Origin of the sequence: Leifsonia sp. SIMBA_070 (assembly GCF_046534635.1) — a bacterium.
Lineage (GTDB): Bacteria > Actinomycetota > Actinomycetes > Actinomycetales > Microbacteriaceae > Leifsonia.
This window is the reverse complement of the sequence record NZ_JAWRYK010000002.1, coordinates 563394-586096: the sequence shown is the minus strand read 5'-3', so window position 1 is coordinate 586096 and position 22703 is coordinate 563394. Positions and strand designations below refer to the sequence as shown.

The window sequence follows — 22703 nt, the reverse complement described above, 5'->3', positions numbered from 1 at the left end:
GACACCGACGGAGGGACGGAGGCGGCGGGGAGACTAGGCGGAGCGCTGGTAGACGCGGAAGGCGCTGGTCGCCCAGGCGGCCATGACGACCGCGAGCCCGAGCAGCAGCCCGGCGTGGCCCCACAGCGTCGCCCAGTCCGGGTGCGCGCTCAATGCCTGCCGGCCGACGATGACTGCCCACTCGAACGGGTTGTACGCCGCCACGTTCTGCGCCCACTCGGGCGACAGCTTCGTGTTCATGATCGCCGAGCTGAGGAACATCAGCGGCAGCGTGATGAGCTGCGAGATCCCGATCAGCGCCGTCTGGTCCCGCGCCAGCAGAGCGACCGCATTCGACAGCGAGCAGAACACCGCCGTGAGCAGCACCACGCCGAGCAGAAGCAGCAGGATGCCCGTGACTCCCCCGTCGAACCGGGCGCCCGCCCAGAAGGCGATGCCGAGCACGACGAGCGACTGCGCGATCGCGAGGAGCGACTGGTAGACGAGCGTCGACACGATCATCGCCGCGCGGTTGGTCGGCGACGTCAGGAAGCGGTTCATCACCCCGCGGTCCATGTCCTGGATGTACACCGTTCCCGACCAGGCGCTGCCGAACAGTGCCAGCATCATCACGACGCCCGGCGTCAGGTACTCCAGGTAGCTCCCGGCGACGCCGAAGCCCGGGATGTCGATCACGGACTTGAAGAGCTGCCCGAACAGCAGCAGCCAGATGATCGGCTGGACCAGGTTCATCACCAGGAAGGCCGGCATCCGCCAGGCTGCGCGCAGCTGGCGCCCGGTCAGGAGGAGCGTGTGCGTGACGAAAGTCGGCCCGCCGCGACGCGATGCGCGGGAGGGGCTGAGGGCGATGGTGCTCATGATGCGTTCTCCAGGACGAACTCGGCGGACTCCTGCGCCCGCGTGAAGGTGCGGCCGGTGTGCCGCAGGTAGACGTCGTCGAGGCTGGGCCGGGCGACGGTGGCGGACGCGACCGGGATACCGGCGGCCTCGAGAGCGGCGAGGGCATTCGGGAGGGTGGCGGCCCCACTGTCCGCGCGGGCGCGCAGGGTCCGTCCGTCCGCCGCGATCTCGCGGAGCGCATCCACTCGCTGGAGGGCGGCGAGACCGGCGAACGGATCCGCATCCCCGGCGAGCTCGACGACGACGGCGTCTCCGCGGAGCCCGTTCTTGAGCTCCTCCGGGGTTCCGCCGGCGACGACGCGGCCGTGGTCCACGATCGCGAGCCGGTCGGCCAGGCGGTCAGCCTCGTCCAGGTAGTGCGTGGTGAGCAGGACGGTCAGGTTCTCGGCCGTCGCCATGCGCTCCAGTTCCAGCCAGAGCTCCGTGCGTGCCTCCGGGTCGAGGCCGGTGGTCGGCTCGTCGAGGAAGAGCACTTGCGGCCTGTGCATCAGACCGATGGCGACGTCGAGCTTGCGCGCCATACCGCCGGAATAGGTCTTCACCTGCCGCCCGGCGTGCTCGGTGAGGCCGAAGCGATCGAGCAGCTCCCGTGCCCGGGCTTTCGCCTCACGCGCCGGCATTCCCTGCAGGCGACCGGCCAGTACGAGGTTCTCCGAGCCGGTGTCCGACGGATCGGAGACCGGCTTCTGGGCGACGAATCCGATCGCCCGACGGACGCGTGCGGGATTCCGGACGACGTCGATCCCGGCGACATATGCGGATCCGGAGTCTGCTCGGGCGAGGGTGGACAGGATCTTCATGGTTGTCGACTTGCCGGCGCCGTTCGGCCCGAGCAGACCGAAGACGGTCCCTGCCTGGGCCTCGAAACCGAGGTCGTCGAGCGCGCGGACGGGGGGTTTGCCCCTCCCGCCGCTGTAGGTCTTCACCAGATGGTCGGCGACGAGCGCCGAACCGGTTGCGGATGCCATGGTGGCTTTCCTCTCATTCTTGGATGGCAGCCACCGGCACGGGATATCCTTGTGGATAGCCCTCGGTGACTGTTGACGCAGGTTCCGTAAGGAACGACTGAAGGTGTGGATGGCCGGAGAGTTGCCGCTCTCCGGCCATCGTTATGATCGCCTGTGTCACATGATCGGTCCGGGGTCGGCCGCCTCCTCCCCGAAGGCGCCGGCCGCGATGCGCGCGCTCAGCTCCTCCATACCGATTCCGTCGGCGAGCAGCCGATGCAGCTGCTCCCACGAGTCGTACCCGCCGATCGAGCGGTCCCGGATGCGGGAGGCCAGGTCGGCGACGAAGGCTCGCTCCGCCTCCAGCACGGCCATGCGGTAGTGGGTCTCGACCATGAACAACTCCGGCAGTCCCGTCACCTGCGCCAACTCGCGCCGGCGGCCAGCGAGGTCTTCGTCGATCCGTTCGCGCCTGCTCTCGAGGAGTTCTGCGGCGACGTCGGGCGGCAGCATGGGGAGCAGGGAGAGGCCCGTCTCGATCGCCGGATACTCCTTGACCGGCATCTCGATCAGCTCACGAAGCCACTCCTCGGCCTCCTGCCGCCCGGCATCGGTGATCGTGTACACGACGCGTTCCGGACGATTGCCTTCGCGCTCAGTCTGCGCGACCTCGATGAAGCCGTGCTTCTGGAGGGACTTGATCACCGCATACAGGGAGCCGAAGTTCAGGCGGATGCTGTCCTCCTTGCCCCGCTCCCGCATCGTCGTCGTCATCTCGTACGGGTACATCGGGCGCTCCCAGAGGCAGGCGAGCACCGCGAGCGCCAGCGGGTTGGAAACCGCGCGCTTGGCCATGGCCACTCCTTCCTCTGAACCGAATACTCTAAGTAAAGTACTCTATTCAGAGTGCCCATGTCCAGGCCGGGTTGGCGCGCCGGTTCAGTGCGGGGTCAGGCGGGCAACGCGGGGTGGTGCGCGAGGACTTTGTCGAGCAGTCGGACGAGCTCCTCACGCTCGGCGTGGCCGAGACCCGCGAGGAGTTCGCCCTGGACCGCGTCCGCGTGCCGCTGGAGGGCAGCGAGCCTGGCGCGACCCGGTTGGGTGATGGTGACCACGTTCCGCCGCCGATCAGCAGGGTCCGGTTCGCGTGCGACCAGAGCGTCGGCATCCAGCCGGACGACGATTCCGTTGACGTTGTTGCGGTCCAGCCCGAGCAGCCGGCCCAGCTCCGCCTGGCTGAGCGGCCCGTTCTCCGCGAGGCTCGCGAGCACGGCGAAGTCCGACCTCCCCTCGAGCGGCATGTGCTGCGCCGTCAGGCGCGCGCCGATCGTCGCGACCCGTCCCGCCTGCCAACTGACCAGCCGGCGCAGCGCTGCGGGCGGTCGCGTGTCTTCAACCATGGCTCCAGCGTAACAGTTGGCCTCACCAACGAAATGGTATATCGTTGGTTAAACCAACATTGGTTCGACCAAGGAGTTTTATGTCCATCCCCACCCCTGCCCAGCCCCTCGCCGGACGCCGCGTCCTCGTCCCCGGAGGGACCGGTGGCGTCGGAGAAGGCGTCGTCCGCGCCTACCTGCAGTCCGGCGCCGACGTCGTCGTGCCCACGCGCTCCGATGACCGCGGCGCCGAATTCCGCACCGCGCTCGGCGCACTCGGCGTCTCCAGCCGCCTGCACCTGCCGACGCACGACTACACCTCCTTCGCCGGAGCGGAGGCGCTCGGCGGCGAGATGACGACGCGTCTCGGCGGCATCGATGACGTGGTGGTTCCGGTCGGAGGCTGGTGGCAGGGGGGACCGCTCACCGGGATCACCGACGGCGACTGGTCGACCGCCTTCGCCTCTCTGGCCACGACGCACATGGCTCTCGCCCGGGCGATCGTGCCCCGGCTGAGCGGGGCCGGCGCCTACGTCGTCATCGTCGGTCAGTCGGCCGAGTTCCCCGTGCCGGGTAGCGGCCTCGTCAGCATGGAGCAGGCCGCAGTCCTCATGATGCAGCGCGTCCTTGCCGCGGAGGAGCCCGCAGCGCGCATCCACGCCATGATGCTGGGGCCGGTGCGGACCCGCTTCGTGGAGGGCGCTCCGGAGTGGGTGTCGACGGACGAGGTCGGAGCGGCTTCCGTCGCCGCGTCGCTGGCGACGGACCTCCCCAGCCGCACGATCTCCCTCGGGTCGAGCGCCGAAGCGCAGTCCTTCGTCAGCGGCCTCGCCGCCGCCTGACCGGTCGAGCGGCACCGCGGCCTCCTGAATTCAGGACGCGCGTCGCGCCCGGTGCAACGAGTGGTCCCGACATGCCGTTAGGACCGGAGGCGTAACGGCATGTCGGGACCAGTAGATCGGCGGGCGGCGGGCGGCGGGCGGCGGGCGGCGGCCAGGCGCCCGGGCGTCAGGCGGCCGGGACGGGGACGGACTGCCTGCGCCGCGGGGCGGCGGCGACGATGAGGCCGACGACCGCGAGGGCCGCGCTCAGGTACAGCCCCGGGCGGAAGTGGTCGAGCTGCGCCGCCGCGCTCGTCGCAGCGGAGCCTCCCGAGATCAGCGCCGTCGTCACGGCGAGCGCCAGCGCGCCGCCCACCTGCGAGCTGGTCTGGACGAGCCCGGCCGCGAGGCCCTGCTCCTCATCGGCGACGCCGGTCGTCGCCTGCACCTGGATGGAGGGGAACCCGATCCCGAAGCCCACGCCCAGCAGGATCACCGACGGCAGGATGTCCGTCCAGTACACCGGGGTCGTCCCCAGTCGCAGGAACAGCAGGTAGCCGGCCGAGAGGGAGCCGAGCCCCAGGATGATCAGCGGCGTCGGCCCGAACCGGTCGATGAGCCGATCGGTGAACGGAGCGCTGAAGGCGACCACGAGCCCGGTCGGGAGCAGCGCGAGCGCCATGCTGAGCGGGCTCCAGCCGAGCACGTCCTGGAGGTACAGCGTGAGGACGAACTGGAACGAGACGTACGACCCGAACAGGGTGATCGCCGCGAGGTTCGCCCGCAGCACGGAGGCGATACGGAAGATGCCGAACCGGATGAGCGGGCTGTGCACACGCAGCTCGATGACCACGAACGCCCCGAGCAGCAGTGCGGCGGCCACGAATCCCCCGATGGTCTGCACCGACCCCCATCCCGCACCGGGCGCCGAGACGACGGTGTAGACGAGCGCCAGCATCCCGAGCGCCAGGGTGATCGCACCGGGGATGTCGTGGCCGGCGCCACGCTCACGCGCGTCCTTCGGGATGAAGAAGAAGCCGAGCACGAGCGCCAGCACAGCGAGCGGTACGGAGAAGAGGAACGTCCAGCGCCAGCTCAGCGACGTCATCAGGCCGCTCATGATGAGGCCGAGCGAGAACCCACTGGCGGCGAACGTCGTGAAGATGGAGATGGCCCGGTTACGCTCGGGTCCCTCCTCGAAGTTGGTCGTGATCAGCGAGAACGCCGCGGGCGCGGTGAAGGCTGCGGCGACCCCCTTCACGAACCGGCTGGCGATGAGCAGCCCCGCATCGGCGGAGAGCCCGCCGGCGAGCGACGCGATGGTGAAGACGACGAGGGCGACGAGGAGGACGTTGCGGCGACCGAGCAGATCGGCCAGACGTCCGCCCAGCAGCAGGAGGCTGCCGTAACCGAGCACGTAGCCGGAGACGATCCACTGGAGGGAGCCGGTCTCGAGACCGAGTTCCTTGCCGATGGAGGGGAGGGCGACGCCCACCATCGAGACGTCCAGCCCGTCGAGGGCGATGACGATGCAGGTGGCGAGCAGGAGGAGCCAGCGGGCCCGCGACCAGCGGACACGTCCGGTGGAGCCGGTGACGGCGGGACGGGATGCGGTGTCGGAGTTCAGCACTCGCCAACTATATGACACAGCATAAATTGTGTCGACAAACTATGCACATTCATCTATCTCTCATGAAAACGCGCGTAGCATGAGCAGCGTGAACACCACGGTCGATGTCTCGGCTCGGTGGCGGGACCTGCAGGTGACGTACCTGAACACCGCCGCGGAGCTGGAGCGCACTCTGCAGCAGAAGCACCAGTTGGGTCTCAGCGAGTTCGAGGTCCTGGATTCGGTGGCCGGCTACGTGTCGGAGGGCTGCACCATGCGCAACCTGGTCGACGTGACCCCGATGACCCAGAGCGCTCTCTCGCGCATCGTCGACCGGCTGGTCAAGGCCGGCTTGGTTAAGCGCAACACCTGCGACTACGACCGGCGGGCGCTCTTCGTCGGCATCACGGATGAGGGCGCCGCAGTCCACGCGGCCGCGAAGAACGACTACGACGCGCTGCTGCAGAAGGCCTTCGACGCGAACTGAGCCCTGGGCGCCCACGCCGACGCGTGTGGCTCAGTGAACCGAAAACCTGCGCATAGCGAACTCGCAGAAAAAATAACGACTTGATAACTAGATGCCGTTACCTCTTCGTTATATAGTTCTAGAGCAATGGTTGTTTGCTGTGGCAGCCATCGCGGAATGTGATTGCAGGACACTCTTGGTGCAAGGGAGAGGGCCGGCCGCTAGCCTCTGCGGTCGGCCCTCGATCTTTGTCCGCCGCCCCCTCCCTCCCCTTCGGCCCGTGGTGGCACGGATGCTGACCATCGCTCATGATGAGAAGATGCGAATGCATGCAGGTCGATCAGGAGGATGAGTCATGGCCGAGACCGCGACGCAGGGTTCGACGAACCGCGCCCGCGTCAGCGCCGTGGGTGCGTGGGAATCGCTGTTCCGGGCACAGGTAGCCGTCATGCGCACACTGGCGGCGGAGTTCCCGACGCGGGACATCTCGTTCAATGAGTACGACGTGCTTTTCAACCTCTCCCGGCAGCCGAATCGCGAGCTGCGGCTGCGCGACCTCAATAAGCACGTCCTGCTGACCCAGCCCAGTGTGAGCCGCCTGGTCGACCGGCTGGTCGCGCGTGGGTTCGTCGCGAAAGAGCCGGAGCCGTCGGATGCGCGTGGCACGGTGATCCGCCTGACCGAGACCGGATTCGACATGTTCCGCCGGGTCGCCGTCGATCACATGAGGACCATCACAGAACGCGTCGGGGGCCGGTTGAGCGCTGAGGAGCTCGAAACCCTCGCCCAGCTCTGCGACAAGCTCCGCGGCGGGGCGTGACGAATCCGCTCCCAGCTGGAGCCACGTTCGTTCTCTCCCCAACCTGAGCGCCGGCGTCCCGTAGCTGCCAGAAGCGACGCGTAGGATTGCCGCCACGGACGAACGGTCTCTACGAGGGAGAAGACGCATGAGATGGGGATGGGCGCCTGCCCTGGTCGGCTTCGTCGCGCTGAGCGGTCTGGCGGGCGTGCTCGCTGCGGCGGCGGTCACACCGGCGGTGGCCCTCACAGGCTCGGCGGCCGACTCCACGATCAGCGTCTTCGACGGCCTCCCCGAGTACATCAAGGTCGAGCCGCTCGCGCAGGCGTCGACGATGTACGCCCTCAGCAACGGTCAGCAGGTCCCGATCGCGACCTTCTACTCCCAGAACCGCATCGAGGTCGGCTGGGACGGCATCTCGCAGAACCTGAAGGACGCGGCGATCGCCACGGAGGACCCCCGCTTCTACGAGCACGGCGGCGTCGATGTCACCGGCACGCTCCGCGGCGCGGTGCTCACGGCTCTGCACAAGTCGGTGCAGGGCGGCTCGTCGATCACCCAGCAGTACGTCAAGAACATCCTCGTGCAGCGCTGCGAGAACAAGCAGCCCGACCCGACGGCCACGGCCGCAGTTCAGAAGAAGCAGCTGACGGCCTACGAGGCCTGCTACGACGACGCCACCAAGGTCGACCCGTCGCGCAAGCTCAAGGAGATGCGTTACGCGATCGGCCTCGAGAAGGAGTACTCGAAGAACGACATCCTGCAGAGCTACCTGAACATCGCGCTCTTCGGCGGCCGCGTCTACGGCGTGCAGTCGGCGGCGGAGTACTACTTCGGCGTCTCGGCGAAGGATGTCAACGTGCAGCAGGCGGCGACGCTCATCGCCATCCTGAACAACCCGGACAACCTCCGGATCGATCAGCCGGACAGCAAAGAGAACGGCGCGGCGAACGGGTACAAAGAGACCCTCGACCGGCGCAACTACGTGCTCGACCGGATGCTCGCCAACGGCAAGATCACCGCCGAGGAGCACGACGCCGCGCGTGCCACCAAGGTGGAGCCGAAGATCACCCCCACGCAGAACGGCTGCATGACCGCGCAGCAGTACAACGCCGCCTACTTCTGCGACTACGTCGAGCGGGTGATCGAGCAGGACCCGATCTTCGGCAAGACCGAGGACGACCGCTCCAACTTCCTCACCCGCGGCGGCTTGAAGATCTACACGACCCTCAACCTCGACCTCCAGAACCAGGCGCAGGCAGCGGTGAGCGCGTACATCCCGCCGACCGACCCGCGGCTCGACGTCGGGTCGTCGAACGTCTCCGTCGAGGTCGGAACGGGACGCGTGGTCACCATGGTGCAGAACAAGTCGTACGACAATACGGCGTCACCCGCTCCCGGGACGACGGCGGTGAACTACAACACCGATTACGACTACGGCGGTTCTGAGGGCTTCCAGACCGGTTCGGCGTACAAGGTCTTCGACCTCCTCGAGTGGCTGCAGGAGGGCCACTCGCTGTACCAGTCGGTCAACGGGACCCAGCACCTGTTCCCGCAGACCGCGTTCCACGAGAGCGATCCCTGCAACGACATCGGCGGCGCGCCCTGGCCGGTCTCCAACGACGAAGGCGAGTCGGTGACCGCCACGACGGTGATGAACGCAACGGCCCAGTCGATCAACACCATCTTCGCCAAGATGGCCACCCAGCTCGACCTCTGCGGCATCAAGGAGCGGGCCCAGGACCTGCTCGTACACGGCGCCGATGAGCAGGCGAACCCGTACATGGCGAACCCGTCCTCCGTTCTCGGCACGAACTACATCGCGCCGATCACGATGGCGACCGCTTACGCGGGCCTCGCCAACAACGGCGTCGCCTGCAGCCCGGTGGCGATCGACAAGATCGTGAACGCCGACGGCACCGAGCACGCGGTTCCGAAGTCGCAGTGCTCGACGCATCCGATCGACCCGCAGGTCGCCGCCGCAGCCATCTACGCGCTGCAGGGCGTGCTCCGCGGAGGCGGCACCGCGGCGTCCGCGAACCCGGGTGACGGCATCCCGATCTTCGGCAAGACGGGGACCACCGACAACTCCGTCGAGAACTGGCTGGTGACCTCCACCACCAAGGTCGCCCAGGCGACGTGGGTCGGCAATGTCGTGGGAGGCGTCGCGCTCCGCAGCGTCAATTTCCAGGGCGTCGGCGGCGGCAACGTCAAGTTCTCGATCGCGAAGCGCATCATCACGGCTCTGAACGGGGCCTACGGTGGCGCGGCCTTCCCCGCGCCGAACGGCAAGTACACGACAGCGCCCGTCGCGCCGAAGCCGCCCGCGGCACCGGCTGCGCCCGCCGCGCCGGCAGCGCCCGCGGCCCCGGGCAACGGCAAGGGAACAGGGCCCAACCCGCCCGGCAAGCCGTAGCGCGATCGGGAGGCAACATTTCGGGCCATTTGCGGCCGAGGTGCCTAGCCATCCGGTGTGATATTCGGACTAGTGTTATCGCGTGGGACGCACTCCAGATCCGAATCGCAAGCCGGAGCTCCTCGGCCGCATCATGGACCACGTTGCGACCGAGCCGCTCTCACGCATGACCTTCCGCAGTCTGGCGAGCGCTCTGGGCGTCAGCACGTACTCGTTCGTCTACCACTTCGGGTCCCGGCAGGAGATGATCGACGCCATCCTCGAAGAGGGTGTGCGCCAGCAGTCCGAGTCCCTGACCGGCGTCGACGTCACCGCCTTCGACCGAGACCAGTTCCGCGACTGGTACAAGGAGGCCTTCCGCCACTCCCTCCGCGAGAACAACCGGACCGCTCTCCGCCTCCAGTTCGAAGCCGGAGCCCTCGAGCCCATCGACCCGGACATCGGCAAACGCGTCACCACCTCGTTCACCGAGTGGCGCGGCACGGTCAAGACCTGGCTCAAGAAGCAGGGCATCGAGACGCGCCGAGCAGGCGTCCTCGCGCACTGGCTCGTCGACTCGGCCGCCGGCCTCCACTTCGGTTTCCTCATCAGCGGCGACCGGACCGGTACCGTGCAGGCCTTCGACCTGTTCCTCGGGGCGTTCCTGCGCGAGGCGTTCCCCGACTCGCAGGACTGAGCTACCGGGCCTCCCGCTCGGCCACGGTCTTCACGCCCTCGAGCATCCGCAGCCAGTTCTCGCGGGAATGCTCCGCCGCCTCGCGCGTCGGGTTGTTGTCCTGGTCGAGCGTGACGCGCGTCCCGTCGGGCAGCTCATCCAGCTCGAACCGGAGCGTGTGGTAGTTCTCCGGCTCGTCGGCGAGCCCACTCAGCGGGCTGAAGTGCGTGAGGACGATCCGCCAGGGCTCCTGGCGGTCTTCCAGCTCGATCACCCGGCCGTGGTCCTCGAAGCTCGTGCCCTGCCATTCGCCGCGCCAGACGATCTGTGAGCCGAGCCGCCAGTCGGACACGACCTCGGCACCGAACATGATCTCCGGCCGCGCTCCGTTGGAGGTGAGCACCCGCCACACGGCGCGCCGGGGAGCCCGCACGTCGATCTCCGCCCGCGCCACATACTCGCCCATGAGGCCTCCCGTCCGCTGCCGCCCATCCCACACCCGTGAGACGGCTCGCGCAACCACGGAACACTCGGGGATCGGGAGAGACGGACCTCAGCGGCGCGCCAGCACCACGGCCTCCCACGGCCGCAGCACCCCGGAAACGGGGTCAGCGCTGCCGCCACCGAGGTTAGTGAGCACCACGTCGGCGTCGCCACCGGCCCACGCCGGCAGGTCGGCCGGATCGTACGTCGCGTCCGACCCGCTCAGGTTCGCCAGCACCAGCAGAGCCTCCCCGTCCAACGACCGCGTGTACGCGAAGATCTGCGGATGCTCGGCCAGCACGAGCTCGTAGTCCCCCGTAGCCACGACCCGCGACCGGTGGCGCAGGTCGATCAGCGCGCGGTAGTGGGCGAACACCGAGCCGGGGTCGGCGACCTCCGCCTCCGCATTGATCTCGGCGGCATTCGGGTTGACCGTGATCCACGGCGTCCCGGCGGTGAAGCCGGCATTGGGACCTGCGGTCCACTGCATCGGCGTCCGCGCGTTATCGCGGCTGGTCCGGCGCAGCGCGACCAGGACCTCGTCGGAGGGCTCCCCCAGGATGTCCACCGCCTCGGCGTAGTGGTTCAGCGTCTCGATGTCACGGAAGTCGTCGATCGAGGCGAACGGCACGTTCGTCATCCCGAGCTCCTCGCCCTGGTAGACGTAGGGCGTGCCGCGCATCAGGTGGAGGACGGTGCCCAGCGCTTTGGCGGACGCGACCCGGTGCTCGCCGTCGTCGCCGAAGCGGCTGACCACGCGCGGCTGGTCGTGGTTGTTCCAGTACAGGCTGTTCCAGCCGACGTCGGCCAGCCCCTCCTGCCACCTGCTCAGGTTCCGCTTGAGGTCGAGAACGGTGGCGGGCCGGTGGTCCCACTTCCCGCCCGGTCCGTGATCCAGGTCGACGTGCTCGAACTGGAAGACCATGTCGAGCTCGCGGCTCCGGGGGTCGGTGAACCGCTGCGCCTGCTCGATGTCGACGCCGGGCATCTCGCCGACAGTGAGGTACCGGTCGCCGCGACCGGCGAACACCCGCTGGTGCATCTCGTGCAGGAACTCGTGGATGCGCGGCCCCTGCCCGTAGTACGGGTACGCGTCGCCGAAGAGGGCCCCCGGCGGAACCTCGCCGTCGGGCAGGTCGGTGACCTTGGAGATGAAGTTGATGACGTCCATCCGGAAGCCGTCGACCCCGCGGTCCAGCCACCAGTTCATCATGTCGTAGACGGCCTCCCGCACCTCCGGGTTCTCCCAGTTGAGGTCGGGCTGCTTCCGCGAGAACAGGTGCAGGTAGTACTCGCCGGTCTGCGGGTCGAGCTGCCAGGCAGGGCCGGAGAAGAACGAGCCCCAGTTGTTCGGCTCGGCTCCCTGCTCGCCCGGCTGCCTGCCGTCGCGAGCGGGCCGCCACCAGTACCAGTCCCGTTTCGGGTTGTCGGTCGAGGAGGCCGACTCGATGAACCACGGGTGCTCGTCGGAGGTGTGGTTGACGACGAGGTCCATCACGAGCTTCATGCCGCGGGCGTGCAGTCCCTCCAGCAGCTCGTCGAAGTCCTCGAAGGTGCCGAACAGCGGGTCGATGGCGCGGTAGTCGCTGATGTCGTAGCCGTTGTCGTCGTGCGGGGACGCGTAGATCGGCGAGAGCCAGACCACGTCGACGCCGAGCGTCTTCAGGTAGTCGAGGTGCTCGATGACGCCCCGCAGGTCGCCGATGCCGTCGCCGTCGCTGTCCGCGAAGCTCCGCGGGTAGACCTGATAGACGACCGCCGACTGCCACCACTTGTCGCTCACGCGCCCACCCTACCTGGGCCCGGCTGGTCGGTCAGTCCGACAGCTCGACCCGGCGTCCCGTCCGCGCCGACTGCCGGGCGGCGAGCGCGACCCGCAGGGCCTCCACCGCTGAGGCGACGGGTGCGCGGTCCGGCGGCACGCCCTCCTCGACGCACTGGAGGAAGTACCGCGCCTGCTCGGCGAATGCGTCCCCCGCGTCTGGCTCTGCCGCATCGAAGCCGGTGTCGCCGAGCACCTCCAGGGCGGTCCGGAACGGCTGATCGGCCGGCAGGTCGGAGGCGCTGAGCAGCTGGGCGACGCCACCATCGGCGAACTCGATCGTGGTCGCGACCGGCGTGCCGAACGCGTCGCCCGGCAGGGGCACGCTCGTCACGGCCACCGGGCGTCCGAGGTACGCGACGGCCTGGTCGATGTCGTGGATGGCGAAGTCGACGAGCATGCCGCCGGACCGCTCCTCGTCGGCGAGCCAGTCGTAACCGACCGGTGCGTCCGAGATGCGCGACGCGCGGACGACGCGCGGGCGGCCGACCGAACCGGCCGCGACGCGGGAGGCGAGCGCCGCGTAGCCGGGGAAGAACCGCACGACGTGGGCGACCATGAGCACGCCGGGCGCACGGGAGGCCGCCTCGGCCACGCGGGCGGCGTCCTCCATCGTCAACGCGATCGGCTTCTCGAGCAGTACGTTGCGGCCGGCTGCGAGGGCCTGCCTGGCGAGGTCGGCGTGCGAGGGGGTCGGCGTGCAGATCGACACGATCGTCACCGCCGGGTCGGCGAGCGCCTCCTCCAGGCTGGTGGCCCAGCGGGCGTCCGGCGCGTCGGGCAGCTCCGGCCGGCGACGCGGCGAGACGGCCCAGCGGACCGGAACGCCGATGCGCGCCCAGGCGGCCGCGTGGGCGCGGCCCATCCGGCCGGCGCCGACGATCGCGGCGCCGTGCGGCCCGACCGAGTGCGTTCCGACGGTGTGCGGCGCGGCCGCCGGCGGCCCACTCGCGCCGGTCATCGCACGACGAGGTCGACCCGCGCGGGGTCGAACAGGGTGTCCAGGATGAGCCGGCCGGCGCCGCGGATGCCGGCGTTCTCTTTCGCGACGCTGACCGCGATGTCGAGCTGGTCCGTGATCATCGGGAGGCAGTCCGAGTAGATGGCGGACCGCACCCCCGCCACGAACGCCTCCGCCTCCCCCAGGATGCCGCCCAGCACCAGCCGCTGCGGGTTGAAGAAGTTCATGATCGTGGCGAGGACGCCTCCGGTGCGGAGGCCCGCCTCCCGCAACTCCTGCGTGGCACGGGGGTGCGCGTCGCGCGCCAGGGCGAGCACCTCGCGTGTGTCTCCGATGTCGACCCCGGAGGCGCGCAGGGCCTGCACGATCGCCGCTCCCCCCGCCACCGCATCCAGGCAGCCGATGCGGCCGCAGGAGCAGAGCACATCACGAGCGCCGGGGACGGTGACGTGGCTGATGTCCCCCGCCATGCCGTGGTGGCCGTGGTAGACGCCGCCGAAGGCGACGATCCCGCAGCCGATGCTCGATCCCGCCTTGACGAAGACGAGCTCGCGGACGTCCCCGCCGAGCGTGTCGTACTCGCCGAGCGCCATCAGGTTGGCGTCGTTGTCGGCGGCGGCGGGGAGGCCGCTGATCGCGGTCAGCTCGGCGGCGACGTCGATGCCGTTCCAGCCCGGCATGCGGGACGGCGACACCATGCGACCCGTGGTGGAGTCGACCGGACCGGGGAGCCCGATGCCGAAGCCGCGCAGCTCCTGACCGGGGGCGGCGTGCGCAGCGGTCAGCTCGCGCCCGACCTCGGCGATCCAGCCCAGGACCGACGCGGGCCCCGCGGAGATGTCCATGCGCTCGGTGTGTGAGACGAGCACCCGTCCGCTGAGGTCGATCAGCCCGAAGGTGGCGTGGTGGGAGCCGAGATCGGCGGCGCAGACGACGCCGGTCGACGCATCCACTTCGAGGGCGCGCGGCCGGCGCCCGCCGTGAGAGATGCCCGCGCCCGCCTCGCGGAGGTACCCGGCGGAGATCAGCGCGTCGACGCGCTGCGACACCGTCGAGGGCGAGAGGCCGGTGCTGCGGGCGAGCTCCGCTCGCGAGCGCGAGCGGCCGGACCGCACGAGGTCGAGGATGCCGCCCGGCGTACCGGGTCCGGCCTGGACCGGTGTGCCCTCGATCGTGCTCGTCATCGTCGCGTCCCCTCGGGCGGCGCCCCCGTGGACTCCGCACTGCGTTGAGAATACTGTACCGACTTCGTTCGATTTCGCATTAACTAAATTCGATATTGCGGTTATCGCCCGGTACTTAGTACGCTCGTCGAAACCTGCCCGACGACGATGCAAGGAAAGCGATGACAGCAACGGACGCACGGCCGATGGTGAGTCTGCGCGCCGTCGACAAGCACTTCGGTGACCTCCACGTGCTGCAGAACATCGACCTCGACGTCGCCGAGCGCGAGGTCGTCGTGGTGGTCGGCCCGTCCGGATCCGGCAAGTCGACGCTCTGCCGCTCCATCAATCGACTGGAGACCATCGACTCCGGCGAGATCCGGGTCGACGGCGAGCTCCTCCCCGAGGAGGGTGCCCCGCTCGCGAAGCTCCGCGCCGAGGTCGGGATGGTGTTCCAGTCCTTCAACCTGTTCGCGCACCGGACGATCCTCGAGAACGTCACGCTCGCCCCGCTCAAGGTCCGCAAGCTGAGCAAGGATGCGGCCCGCGAGCAGGCGATGCAGCTCCTCGACCGCGTCGGCATCGCCGAGAAGGCCGACAGCCACCCGGCCCAGCTCTCCGGCGGGCAGCAGCAGCGCGCCGCGATCGCCCGCGCCCTGGCGATGCAGCCCAAGGTCATGCTCTTCGACGAGCCCACCAGCGCGCTCGACCCCGAAATGGTGGGAGAGGTGCTCGACGTGATGACCTCGCTCGCCAAGGAGGGCATGACCATGATCGTCGTCACCCACGAGATGGGATTCGCCCGACGGGCCGCCGACCGCGTCGTCTTCATGGACCGCGGCCAGATCGTCGAGCAGGCCCCGCCCGCACAGTTCTTCGACTCGCCCGCCACCGCGCGAGCGCAGTCGTTCCTGGCCTCCGTGCTGTCGCACTGACAACCCGACCGCACAAGGCCGCGCACCACCTGCTCCACACATCACACCCCGTCCAGATCAGAAAAGGATGCATCCCATGACCCGCAGCCTCCGCAGGAAGAGCGCCGTCGCCGGCGTCCTGCTCGCGGCCGTGACGCTCGCCGTCACCGCCTGCTCCGGAAACACGGCACTGCCCGGCAGCGACGCCAGCTCCACCGCGTCCGGAGACTCCGTCCTCGCCGGCGCCCCGGTGGCGAAGTCCGACCTCATCCTCTCCGGCTCGACCATGGAGAAGATCAAGAAGCGCGGCAAGCTCATCGTCGCCGAGGCGCTCGACGCCCCGCTGCTGTCGCAGCAGGACCCGACCGACCCCTCTCAGGTGAACGGCTTCGACGCCGAGCTCGCCAAGCTGCTCGCCACCTACATCATCGGCAAGCCGAACGTGGAGATCGTGCCGCCGGCCTCCGAGACCCGCGAGGCCATGCTGCAGAACGACACGGTCGACGTGGTCTTCAACACGTACACGATCACCGAGGAGCGCGCCAAGCAGGTCGACTTCGCCGGTCCCTACTTCGAGTCCGGCCTGTCCGTCGCCGTGAAGAGCGACAACAAGGACATCAAGAGCTACAAGGACCTCGACGGCAAGACCGTGATCGTCGGCGCCAACACGCCGGCCGTCACCGAGGTCCCGAAGATCGCCCCGAAGGCGACCATCACCGCGTTCGGGACGGACCCGGCCGCCGTGCAGGCGCTCATCCAGGGCCGCGGCGACGCCTACGTGCAGGACTACACCCTGCTCGCCAGCGACGCCGCCAGCGAGAAGCAGATCAAGGTCGTCGGCCAGCCCTTCACGAAGGAGCCCTACGGCATCGGCCTCAAGCACGGCGACGACGACTTCAAGAAGTTCGTCAACGACTGGCTGAAGACCATCCAGAAGGGCGGCCAGTGGGGCAAGGCGTGGAAGACCACGCTCGGCACCGTGACCGACTCGTCCGTTCCCACGCCTCCGGAGATCGGGTCCGTCCCCGGCTCCTGAACCAGACCGGCCGGATGCGCGTGGAGGCGGCCCCCACGCCCGCGCGCATCCGGCCTTTCCACCCCCACCATCCGGACTGTCGGACGAGAGAACGATGAACCCCCTGATCGACAACCTGGGACCGTTGGTCCAGGCGCTCGGCACGACCCTGCTGATGGCCGTCGTGGCCGGCGTCGGGTCCATCGTGCTCGGCGTGCTGGTGACGATCGCCCGCGTCAGCCCGATTCCGGTGCTGCGGGCCGCGGCCTTCCTCTACGTCCAGTTCTTCATCAATGTGCCGCTGCTGGCGCTCCTCCTGCTCGCGGTGTTCGCGCTGCCGGACGCGGGCATCCTGCTCCCCCTCACGCCGACCGCGATCATCGTGCTCACGGTCTACGAGGCGGCCTACGTCGCCGAGGCGGTCCGCTCGGGCGTCAACACCGTCCCTGTCGGACAGGTCGAGGCGTCGCGCGCCCTCGGGCTCACCCTGTGGCAGTCGCTGCGGTACGTCGTCATCCCGCAGGCGCTGCGGGCGGTCGTCCAACCGATCGGCAACGTGATGATCGCGCTGGCGATGAACACCGCGCTCGCCGCCGCGGTCGGAGTGGTCGAGCTCACCGCGGCCGTCAACAAGGTCAACCTCGTCGCGGCGCAGCCCATCCTGATCTTCTCCAGCGCCGGACTCCTCTACATGGCCATCGCCCTCGCCATCGGCCTCGCCGCGGGCTGGGTCGAGCGGAAGGTGGCGATCGCCCGATGACCGCGCAGCTCATCCCCGACCGGCCGGCTCCGGTGCGCAGCCGACGCTCCTCGCGGCGTTCCTCCCGCGGCTATGACGCCGCCTTCATCTACGACGTGCCCGGCCCGCGCGGGCGTAGGAACATCCTGATCGGCTCGATCGCCAGCGTGCTCGTGTTCGCCGTGATCGTCGGCCTCGGTCTCTGGCAATTCGCCTCGCACGGCCAGCTGGCGCCCGAGCGCTGGGCCCCCTTCACCGAATGGCCGATCTGGCAGTACCTGCTCGTCGGACTGCTCGGCACGCTGGAGGCCGCCGCCATCGTCGCGGTCCTGGGCGCCGTGCTCGGCGTGCTGCTCGCCCTCGGCCGGGTGAGCCAGGTGAAATGGGTGCGGTTCCTGTGCGGGCTTTACATCGAGATCGCCCGGACCGTCCCGGTGCTGCTCGTCATCTACCTCATGTTGTTCGGCCTGCCGCAGATCGGGATCAACCTGCCGACCCTGTGGAAGCTGGTCGTCCCGCTGACCATCGCCAACGCGGCCGTCTTCGCCGAGATCATCCGCGCGGGCATCCTCAGCCTCCCGCGCGGCCAGAAGGAGGCTGCCCTCAGCCTCGGGATGCGGCCCGTGCAGGCGATGACGTACGTCGTCCTCCCGCAGGCCTTCCGGAACGTGACGCCGTCGCTGGTCACCCAGTTCGTCAGCCTCCTGAAGGACACGTCCCTCGGCTACATCGTCGCCTTCACCGAGCTGCTCTACCGCGGACAGGTGCTGGCCTCGTACCTGCACCTGCTCATCCCGACCTACGTCGCCGTCACGGTGATCTACCTGATCGTGAACGGGAGCCTGTCCGCCTTCGCCTCGCGGCTGCAGCGGGGCTCCCGCCGACGGCCGACTCTCCAGCCGGTGCTGCCCTCCCTCCCGGTGGTCGCCGCCGTCGAGCACGAAGACGGGACGGGCGCAGACTCCTCGACCGCACACACCCCGAAAGGCGACCATGTCTAGCGCCGCGCCCACCGCCTCCCTCCCGTCGTCGACCGGCCGCGCGGCCGCGCCCGCGCTCGCCGAGCTCGCGGCGGTGCGCCGATCCGGCCTGATCGAGAGTCGGCACTTCGGGAGCCTGGTCGCACTCGACCCCGCAGGCGAGCCGCTGATCGAGCTCGGCGACCCGGATGCCATCGTGCTGCCCCGCAGCACCGTCAAGCCGTTGCAGGCTCTCGGCTGCCTCACTGCCGGGGCGCCGCTGGCCGGCCCGTCGCTGGCGATCGCCGCCGGAAGCCACACCGGAGAGGACGAGCACGTGCGCCTGGTCCGCGAGCTGCTGACCCGCGCAGGAGTCGACGACGAGGCACTCGGCTGCCCGGTCGACCGGCCGGAGGACGAGGCGACGTTCGAGCGGATGCTGCGCGACGGCGAAGGGCGCTCGCGCGTCCGCATGAACTGCTCGGGCAAGCACGCCGCGATGCTTCTCGCCGCCGCGACGAACGGCTGGCCGACGGCGGGTTACCTCGACCCGGCGCACCCGCTGCAGCGGCACATCCGCGCCACCATGGCCGAGCTGACCGGCGTCCCGGTCGGGCACGACGCGATCGACGGCTGCGGCGCTCCGCTGTTCGGCACGAGCGTGCGCGGGATCGCCCGCGCCTTCGGCCGTCTGGTGCAGGCTGCGCAGGGCACGCCGGAGCGCGCGGTGGCGGATGCGATGCGCTCGCATCCCTACTACGTCGGCGGCTCGGGCCACCAGAACACGACCCTGATGGAGACCGTCCCCGGAGCGCTCGCGAAGGGCGGCGCCGAGGGCGTGATCGGCGTTGCCGCCGCGGATGGGACGGCTGTGGCCATGAAGATCGTCGACGGGAGTCCGCGGGCGACGACCCTGATCGCGCTGCGGGTCCTCGAAGCGCTCGGCACGCCGATCGGGGACGCCCGCAGCCTCATCGACCTTCCGGTGCTCGGCGGCGGCGTGCCCGTCGGGGCGATCGAGCTCGGCACGGACCTGAACCTCGGGCTGGAGCGCCTCGCGTGACCGTCGTCGAGATCTGCCTGGATGACCTCTCCGGCGTTCGCACCGCGGAGGAGGCCGGGGCGGATCGGGTCGAGCTGTGCGCTGCGCTCGGCGAAGGAGGGATCACTCCGTCGGTCGGCACAGTCGCGGGGGCGCTGCGAGCGGCGACGCGGATCGGCATCCAGGTCCTCATCCGGCAGCGGCCGGGCGACTTCGTGTACGACGAGGAGGAACTGCAGGTGATGGTGGACGACATCCACTCGCTGCGCTCCCTCCCGAACCCGTCGGGGGTCGTCCTCGGGTTCGTCATCGGGGCGCTGCGCGCGGACGGACGGATCAACGTGAATGCCACCCGGCGACTGGTCGCGGCCTGCGGCGATGCTCCAGTGACGTTCCACAAGGCGTTCGACCAGCTCGCGGACCGGTCCGAGGGGCTCGAGCAGCTGGTGGCCCTGGGAGTTGCTCGGGTGCTCACCTCCGCGGGGGCGCCGACGGCCCTGGAGGGCGCGGACGAGCTGGCCCGATTGGTGCAGCAGGCGGGCGGGCGGATCACGGTGCTCGCCGGTGGCGGGGTCCGCCCGGCGAACGTCGGCGAGGTCGTGTCGCGGACGGGCGTTCGGGAGGTGCACCTGCGCGCGCAGGAACCGGTCGCGACGGTCGGTGCCGCGGCGCCGACGGCGTACGACCGGGGCCAACGGGAGGTCACGTCGGGCCGGGTCGTGCGGGCGGTGGTGGAGGCTGCGGGTGGCGGTGCGGGTGCTGCGGGTGCGGCAGGTGCTGGGGCTGCTGCGATTGCTGCTGCTGCTGCGGGTGGCGGTGAGGTTGCCGTCGATGCGGCCGACACGGAGCGCGGCGCATGAGCGCACTCCCGGTGGTCCTCGCCGTCGACCTCGGCGGGACCGCGATGAAAGGCGCCGTCGTCACCGAGGACGGCGCGACGGTGTCCGAGTCGACGCTGGCGACCCCGGCCGACGGCATCCTCACTGCTCTCGTCGCGATGCTCGCCGACCTGCGGCGCACGGCGGCCGACGACGGCCACGACGTGGTCGGTGCGGGTGTTGCGACACCGGGCATGCTCGACGAGCAGCGCGGGATCGTGCACTACGCCTCCAACCTGGGCTGGCGGGATGTGCCGCTGCTCGACATCCTGCGTTCGGAGCTCCGCCTCCCGGTCGCCGTCGGGCACGATGTGCGCGCCGCCGGTCTCGCTGAGCGGAACAGCGGCGCGGCTCGCGGCTTCGGCGACTTCGCCCTGGTGCCCATCGGAACCGGCGTCGCAGCCGCGCTGGTCTCGTCCGGCGGCGCTGTGACCGGCGCGACCGGCGCCGCCGGCGAGTTCGGGCACATTCCGGTCGTCCCCGGAGGCGAGCCGTGCACCTGCGGTCAGCGCGGGTGCCTCGAGGTGTACATGTCGGGCGCCGGCGTGGCCCGGCGCTACCGTGCGGCGGGCGGCGAGGCGCTCAGCACCCGGCGCATCGTCGACCGGCTCGGGACGGACCCGCTCGCCGACCGCATCTGGTCGGAGGCGCTGGACGTCCTCGCCCAAGGCCTCAACATCCTGACCCTGCTGCTCGACCCCGGGCTGATCGTGCTCGGCGGCGGGGTGTCGCACGCCGGCGATGCGCTGTTCGGACCGCTGGGTGACCGCATGTCCGCCGGCCTCGCGTGGCGCGAGCGGCCGGCCGTCGTGCGCAGCGCGCTCGGCGGCGACGCGGGCCGCACCGGCGCCGCCCTGCTCGCGTTCGACGCCGCGCGCTGACCCGCGCGTGCCCGCTTGCGTGCACTGCCGCGCCCTGACGCATCCCATGGATCGTCGTATCGGCAACTGGTGGTCGCGACATGCCATTACGGCACCACGGGTAACGGCGTGTCGGGACCACTCGTTCGTGCGTGGGGCGGCGCCCGGTGGCCGGCGCGTGGCGGCGGCGAGCCGGCGGCGGCGGGCCGGCGGCGGTGGGAGGATGTGGCGGTGAGCACACGGCGGGCCGGCGCGTACCTGGCGGACGGCGCGACGGCGCTCGTGGTCACGGCCGCGGCGGCGGGGGCCTGCGCGACGGTGTGGTGGCTCGGGTCGGTCCTGGAGGGCGGCGCGGGAAGCGGAACCAGCAGCGCCGCCGTTCTGGCGACGGTCGTGGCGCTCAGCCTCGGACGGCGCACGTTCGCCTCGCGGGCGGAGTTCGCGCGGTCGGCCGTCGCGCTTCCTGTCGTCGGCCTCCTCGCCGGGGTGGTCGGCTTGCTGCTGGTCACGGCGCCGCCGGTCGGGGCGGCTCTCTTCGTCGCCGGGATGAGCATCCCGATCTGGCTGCGGCGGTTCGGTCCGCGACTGTCGCGGCTGGGCCGCCTCGTCGCGCTGCCGTTCACGGCGATGCTGATCGCGCCCATCCAGCCACAATCCGGCGTGCAGCCGTGGGTGACGGCCGCGCTCGTCCTGCTGTCCGGTGTAGTGGCGACGGCCTGGGTCGCCGTCGGCCGCGAGGTGCTGCTGCTCCTTCCGGACCGGACGCCGGCCACGACGGACGCGATCGCACCGGCTGCGGCCCCACGCCGCCCGCTCCCGGCGAACGCCGACGGGTCGCCTCCGACGCGCCCTGCGGGCGCCGGTGGGGCCGCGGCGCGCCGCCGGCTCCCCGCGAGCACGCGGATGGCGCTGCAGATGGCCTCCGCCCTCGCAGCGGCCTTCGTGGTCGGCTGGATCGTCTTTCCCGAGCACGCCATGTGGGTGGTGCTGACGGCGTTCCTCGTCTGTTCGGGGAACCGGGGGCGCGCCGACGTTCTGCACAGGAGCGCGCTGCGCATCCTGGGCGCCCTGGCCGGGACGCTCGGTGCGGTCGCGCTGACGGCGGCGGCTCCGCACGCCTCCGGGTTCGCCGGAGTCGCGGTGATCTTCGTCGCCCTCTTCGCCGGGACCTGGCTCCGCACCTACAGCTACGCGTTCTGGGCGCTCACGGTGACGCTGGTGCTCTCCCTGCTGCAGCAGCTCACGGGGACGGCGGCGCTGACCGGGGAGGTGGGGATGCTCGCCGAGCGGATGCTGGCGATCGTCGTGGGAGCCGCGCTCAGCATCGCGGCCAGCTGGTTCATCCTGCCCGTCCGGAGCATCGACGTGCTCCGGCGGAGACTGTCGGAGCTGCTCGTCGCGCTCGCGGCGGTCGTCGATTCCGAGCCGGACGACGCTGAGCGACGGACCGCCGCCCTCGCGGCATTCCGCACTTCCGCCGTACGCCTGGAGGAGCTGGCTCCGGCCCACCGGGCGACCCGCCTGCTGCATCGCGCACGTCCCGTGCCCACCGGCCGCGCGACCCTCCCCATCGACTGCATCGAGGCGGCCGGCGCCCTTCCCGCCGCCCTCGACACCCACCTCGCCCAGTCCTGCTCCACCTCCGCCGCCGGCGACAACCGCCCCCATGACGACCACCTCCGCACCACCATCCGCCGGGCTCGCGGAAGCCTCGCAGAGCCGGTCGACCTCGACCGCATCGGTGCCGCCCTCCACACGGTCGCCCGCACCCTCGCCTCCCCCTCCTCCTCCTGACCCGTCCCCGCCGCGGGTCCCCACCTCCTCCCCGGTCCCCCCTCTCGTCGAGGGGCACCTCGTTGCGGTCGACACGCCGTC

Annotated in this window: 22 protein-coding genes; 13 read left to right on the top strand and 9 right to left on the bottom strand. The window is 70.2% G+C overall.

Annotated elements, in window-relative coordinates; all coding sequences use genetic code 11:
* Window positions 1–33: 33 nt before the first annotated feature.
* The 4 genes from SB754_RS18640 to SB754_RS18625 form a co-directional block, all read right to left on the bottom strand.
* Window positions 34–858, bottom strand: a complete 825-nt coding sequence (locus SB754_RS18640; protein ID WP_410783895.1) for an ABC transporter permease — start codon at window positions 856–858, stop codon at window positions 34–36.
* Entirely contained in the window at window positions 855–1868 is a 1014-nt protein-coding gene (locus SB754_RS18635) for an ATP-binding cassette domain-containing protein (protein WP_410783894.1), read from the bottom strand. The genes SB754_RS18640 and SB754_RS18635 overlap by 4 nt, the downstream gene beginning before the upstream one ends.
* A 156-nt stretch (window positions 1869–2024) precedes the next feature.
* On the bottom strand, window positions 2025–2702 hold the full coding sequence (locus tag SB754_RS18630; RefSeq protein ID WP_410783893.1) for a PadR family transcriptional regulator: 678 nt from the start codon (window positions 2700–2702) through the stop codon (window positions 2025–2027).
* 95 nt (window positions 2703–2797) lie between these two features.
* Window positions 2798–3247 carry a MarR family winged helix-turn-helix transcriptional regulator gene (locus SB754_RS18625; protein WP_410783892.1) on the bottom strand — a complete coding sequence of 150 codons (450 nt, stop codon included), beginning with the start codon at window positions 3245–3247 and terminating at the stop codon, window positions 2798–2800.
* Between the two features lie 80 nt (window positions 3248–3327).
* Between SB754_RS18625 and SB754_RS18620 the strand changes: the two genes are divergently transcribed.
* A complete protein-coding gene (locus tag SB754_RS18620; RefSeq protein WP_410783891.1) occupies window positions 3328–4068 on the top strand; it encodes an SDR family oxidoreductase in 741 nt (246 codons plus the stop codon).
* A 166-nt stretch (window positions 4069–4234) separates the two neighbouring features.
* Here the strand turns inward: SB754_RS18620 and SB754_RS18615 are convergent, their stop codons facing one another.
* Window positions 4235–5677: an MFS transporter gene (locus tag SB754_RS18615; protein WP_410783890.1), complete on the bottom strand. Its 1443-nt coding sequence runs from the start codon at window positions 5675–5677 to the stop codon at window positions 4235–4237.
* A 79-nt stretch (window positions 5678–5756) separates the two neighbouring features.
* On the opposite strand from SB754_RS18615, the gene SB754_RS18610 reads away from it, so the two are divergent.
* The 4 genes from SB754_RS18610 to SB754_RS18595 all read left to right on the top strand — a co-directional run bounded on the left by SB754_RS18610 (window position 5757) and on the right by SB754_RS18595 (window position 10013).
* Window positions 5757–6143 carry a MarR family winged helix-turn-helix transcriptional regulator gene (locus SB754_RS18610; protein ID WP_410783889.1) on the top strand — a complete coding sequence of 129 codons (387 nt, stop codon included), beginning with the start codon at window positions 5757–5759 and terminating at the stop codon, window positions 6141–6143.
* A 334-nt stretch (window positions 6144–6477) separates the two neighbouring features.
* The gene (locus SB754_RS18605; RefSeq protein ID WP_410783888.1) at window positions 6478–6942 is read left to right on the top strand and encodes a MarR family winged helix-turn-helix transcriptional regulator; all 465 of its coding nucleotides are present in this window, start codon (window positions 6478–6480) and stop codon (window positions 6940–6942) included.
* Between the two features lie 127 nt (window positions 6943–7069).
* Window positions 7070–9337 (top strand): transglycosylase domain-containing protein, encoded by a 2268-nt coding sequence (locus SB754_RS18600; protein ID WP_410783887.1) that lies wholly within the window; start codon window positions 7070–7072, stop codon window positions 9335–9337.
* A gap of 82 nt (window positions 9338–9419) precedes the next feature.
* Window positions 9420–10013 carry a TetR/AcrR family transcriptional regulator gene (locus SB754_RS18595; protein ID WP_410783886.1) on the top strand — a complete coding sequence of 198 codons (594 nt, stop codon included), beginning with the start codon at window positions 9420–9422 and terminating at the stop codon, window positions 10011–10013.
* A gap of 1 nt (window position 10014) precedes the next feature.
* On the opposite strand, the gene SB754_RS18590 is transcribed toward SB754_RS18595, so the two are convergent.
* The 4 genes from SB754_RS18590 to SB754_RS18575 form a co-directional block, all read right to left on the bottom strand.
* Window positions 10015–10458, bottom strand: a complete 444-nt coding sequence (locus tag SB754_RS18590) for an SRPBCC family protein (RefSeq protein WP_410783885.1) — start codon at window positions 10456–10458, stop codon at window positions 10015–10017.
* Window positions 10459–10545: 87 nt separating this feature from the next.
* Window positions 10546–12258, bottom strand: coding sequence for a glycoside hydrolase family 13 protein (locus tag SB754_RS18585; protein ID WP_410783884.1), 1713 nt, complete (start codon window positions 12256–12258; stop codon window positions 10546–10548).
* Window positions 12259–12289: 31 nt separating this feature from the next.
* Window positions 12290–13258, bottom strand: coding sequence for a Gfo/Idh/MocA family protein (locus SB754_RS18580; RefSeq protein WP_410783883.1), 969 nt, complete (start codon window positions 13256–13258; stop codon window positions 12290–12292).
* Complete coding sequence (locus tag SB754_RS18575) at window positions 13255–14442, bottom strand: ROK family protein (protein WP_410783882.1); 1188 nt, start codon at window positions 14440–14442, stop codon at window positions 13255–13257. The genes SB754_RS18580 and SB754_RS18575 overlap by 4 nt, the downstream gene beginning before the upstream one ends.
* A 161-nt stretch (window positions 14443–14603) precedes the next feature.
* Here SB754_RS18575 and SB754_RS18570 point away from each other — a divergent pair, with 161 nt between their 5' ends.
* The 8 genes from SB754_RS18570 to SB754_RS18535 all read left to right on the top strand — a co-directional run bounded on the left by SB754_RS18570 (window position 14604) and on the right by SB754_RS18535 (window position 22622).
* Window positions 14604–15356, top strand: a complete 753-nt coding sequence (locus tag SB754_RS18570; protein ID WP_410783881.1) for an amino acid ABC transporter ATP-binding protein — start codon at window positions 14604–14606, stop codon at window positions 15354–15356.
* A gap of 76 nt (window positions 15357–15432) precedes the next feature.
* A complete protein-coding gene (locus SB754_RS18565) occupies window positions 15433–16371 on the top strand; it encodes a glutamate ABC transporter substrate-binding protein (protein ID WP_410783880.1) in 939 nt (312 codons plus the stop codon).
* A gap of 94 nt (window positions 16372–16465) precedes the next feature.
* A complete protein-coding gene (locus SB754_RS18560) occupies window positions 16466–17110 on the top strand; it encodes an amino acid ABC transporter permease (protein ID WP_410783879.1) in 645 nt (214 codons plus the stop codon).
* Window positions 17107–18090 carry an amino acid ABC transporter permease gene (locus SB754_RS18555; protein ID WP_410783878.1) on the top strand — a complete coding sequence of 328 codons (984 nt, stop codon included), beginning with the start codon at window positions 17107–17109 and terminating at the stop codon, window positions 18088–18090. The genes SB754_RS18560 and SB754_RS18555 overlap by 4 nt, the downstream gene beginning before the upstream one ends.
* Window positions 18083–19111 (top strand): asparaginase, encoded by a 1029-nt coding sequence (locus tag SB754_RS18550; RefSeq protein ID WP_410783877.1) that lies wholly within the window; start codon window positions 18083–18085, stop codon window positions 19109–19111. The genes SB754_RS18555 and SB754_RS18550 overlap by 8 nt, the downstream gene beginning before the upstream one ends.
* The gene (locus SB754_RS18545; protein ID WP_410783876.1) at window positions 19108–19950 is read left to right on the top strand and encodes a copper homeostasis protein CutC; all 843 of its coding nucleotides are present in this window, start codon (window positions 19108–19110) and stop codon (window positions 19948–19950) included. Before SB754_RS18550 ends, SB754_RS18545 begins: the two co-directional genes overlap by 4 nt.
* Window positions 19947–20849, top strand: a complete 903-nt coding sequence (locus SB754_RS18540) for an ROK family protein (protein WP_410783875.1) — start codon at window positions 19947–19949, stop codon at window positions 20847–20849. Before SB754_RS18545 ends, SB754_RS18540 begins: the two co-directional genes overlap by 4 nt.
* Window positions 20850–21059: 210 nt before the next feature.
* Window positions 21060–22622 carry an FUSC family protein gene (locus SB754_RS18535; protein ID WP_410783874.1) on the top strand — a complete coding sequence of 521 codons (1563 nt, stop codon included), beginning with the start codon at window positions 21060–21062 and terminating at the stop codon, window positions 22620–22622.
* Window positions 22623–22703 lie beyond the last annotated feature (81 nt).

Coding starts and splice junctions, on each gene's coding strand:
- SB754_RS18640 (WP_410783895.1), bottom strand. CDS start 858: ATGAGCACCATCGCCCTCAGCCCCTCCCGCGCATCGCGTCGCGGCGGG.
- SB754_RS18635 (WP_410783894.1), bottom strand. CDS start 1,868: ATGGCATCCGCAACCGGTTCGGCGCTCGTCGCCGACCATCTGGTGAAG.
- SB754_RS18630 (WP_410783893.1), bottom strand. CDS start 2,702: ATGGCCAAGCGCGCGGTTTCCAACCCGCTGGCGCTCGCGGTGCTCGCC.
- SB754_RS18625 (WP_410783892.1), bottom strand. CDS start 3,247: ATGGTTGAAGACACGCGACCGCCCGCAGCGCTGCGCCGGCTGGTCAGT.
- SB754_RS18620 (WP_410783891.1), top strand. CDS start 3,328: ATGTCCATCCCCACCCCTGCCCAGCCCCTCGCCGGACGCCGCGTCCTC.
- SB754_RS18610 (WP_410783889.1), top strand. CDS start 5,757: ATGAGCAGCGTGAACACCACGGTCGATGTCTCGGCTCGGTGGCGGGAC.
- SB754_RS18605 (WP_410783888.1), top strand. CDS start 6,478: ATGGCCGAGACCGCGACGCAGGGTTCGACGAACCGCGCCCGCGTCAGC.
- SB754_RS18600 (WP_410783887.1), top strand. CDS start 7,070: ATGAGATGGGGATGGGCGCCTGCCCTGGTCGGCTTCGTCGCGCTGAGC.
- SB754_RS18590 (WP_410783885.1), bottom strand. CDS start 10,458: ATGGGCGAGTATGTGGCGCGGGCGGAGATCGACGTGCGGGCTCCCCGG.
- SB754_RS18580 (WP_410783883.1), bottom strand. CDS start 13,258: ATGACCGGCGCGAGTGGGCCGCCGGCGGCCGCGCCGCACACCGTCGGA.
- SB754_RS18575 (WP_410783882.1), bottom strand. CDS start 14,442: ATGACGAGCACGATCGAGGGCACACCGGTCCAGGCCGGACCCGGTACG.
- SB754_RS18570 (WP_410783881.1), top strand. CDS start 14,604: ATGACAGCAACGGACGCACGGCCGATGGTGAGTCTGCGCGCCGTCGAC.
- SB754_RS18565 (WP_410783880.1), top strand. CDS start 15,433: ATGACCCGCAGCCTCCGCAGGAAGAGCGCCGTCGCCGGCGTCCTGCTC.
- SB754_RS18560 (WP_410783879.1), top strand. CDS start 16,466: ATGAACCCCCTGATCGACAACCTGGGACCGTTGGTCCAGGCGCTCGGC.
- SB754_RS18555 (WP_410783878.1), top strand. CDS start 17,107: ATGACCGCGCAGCTCATCCCCGACCGGCCGGCTCCGGTGCGCAGCCGA.
- SB754_RS18550 (WP_410783877.1), top strand. CDS start 18,083: ATGTCTAGCGCCGCGCCCACCGCCTCCCTCCCGTCGTCGACCGGCCGC.
- SB754_RS18540 (WP_410783875.1), top strand. CDS start 19,947: ATGAGCGCACTCCCGGTGGTCCTCGCCGTCGACCTCGGCGGGACCGCG.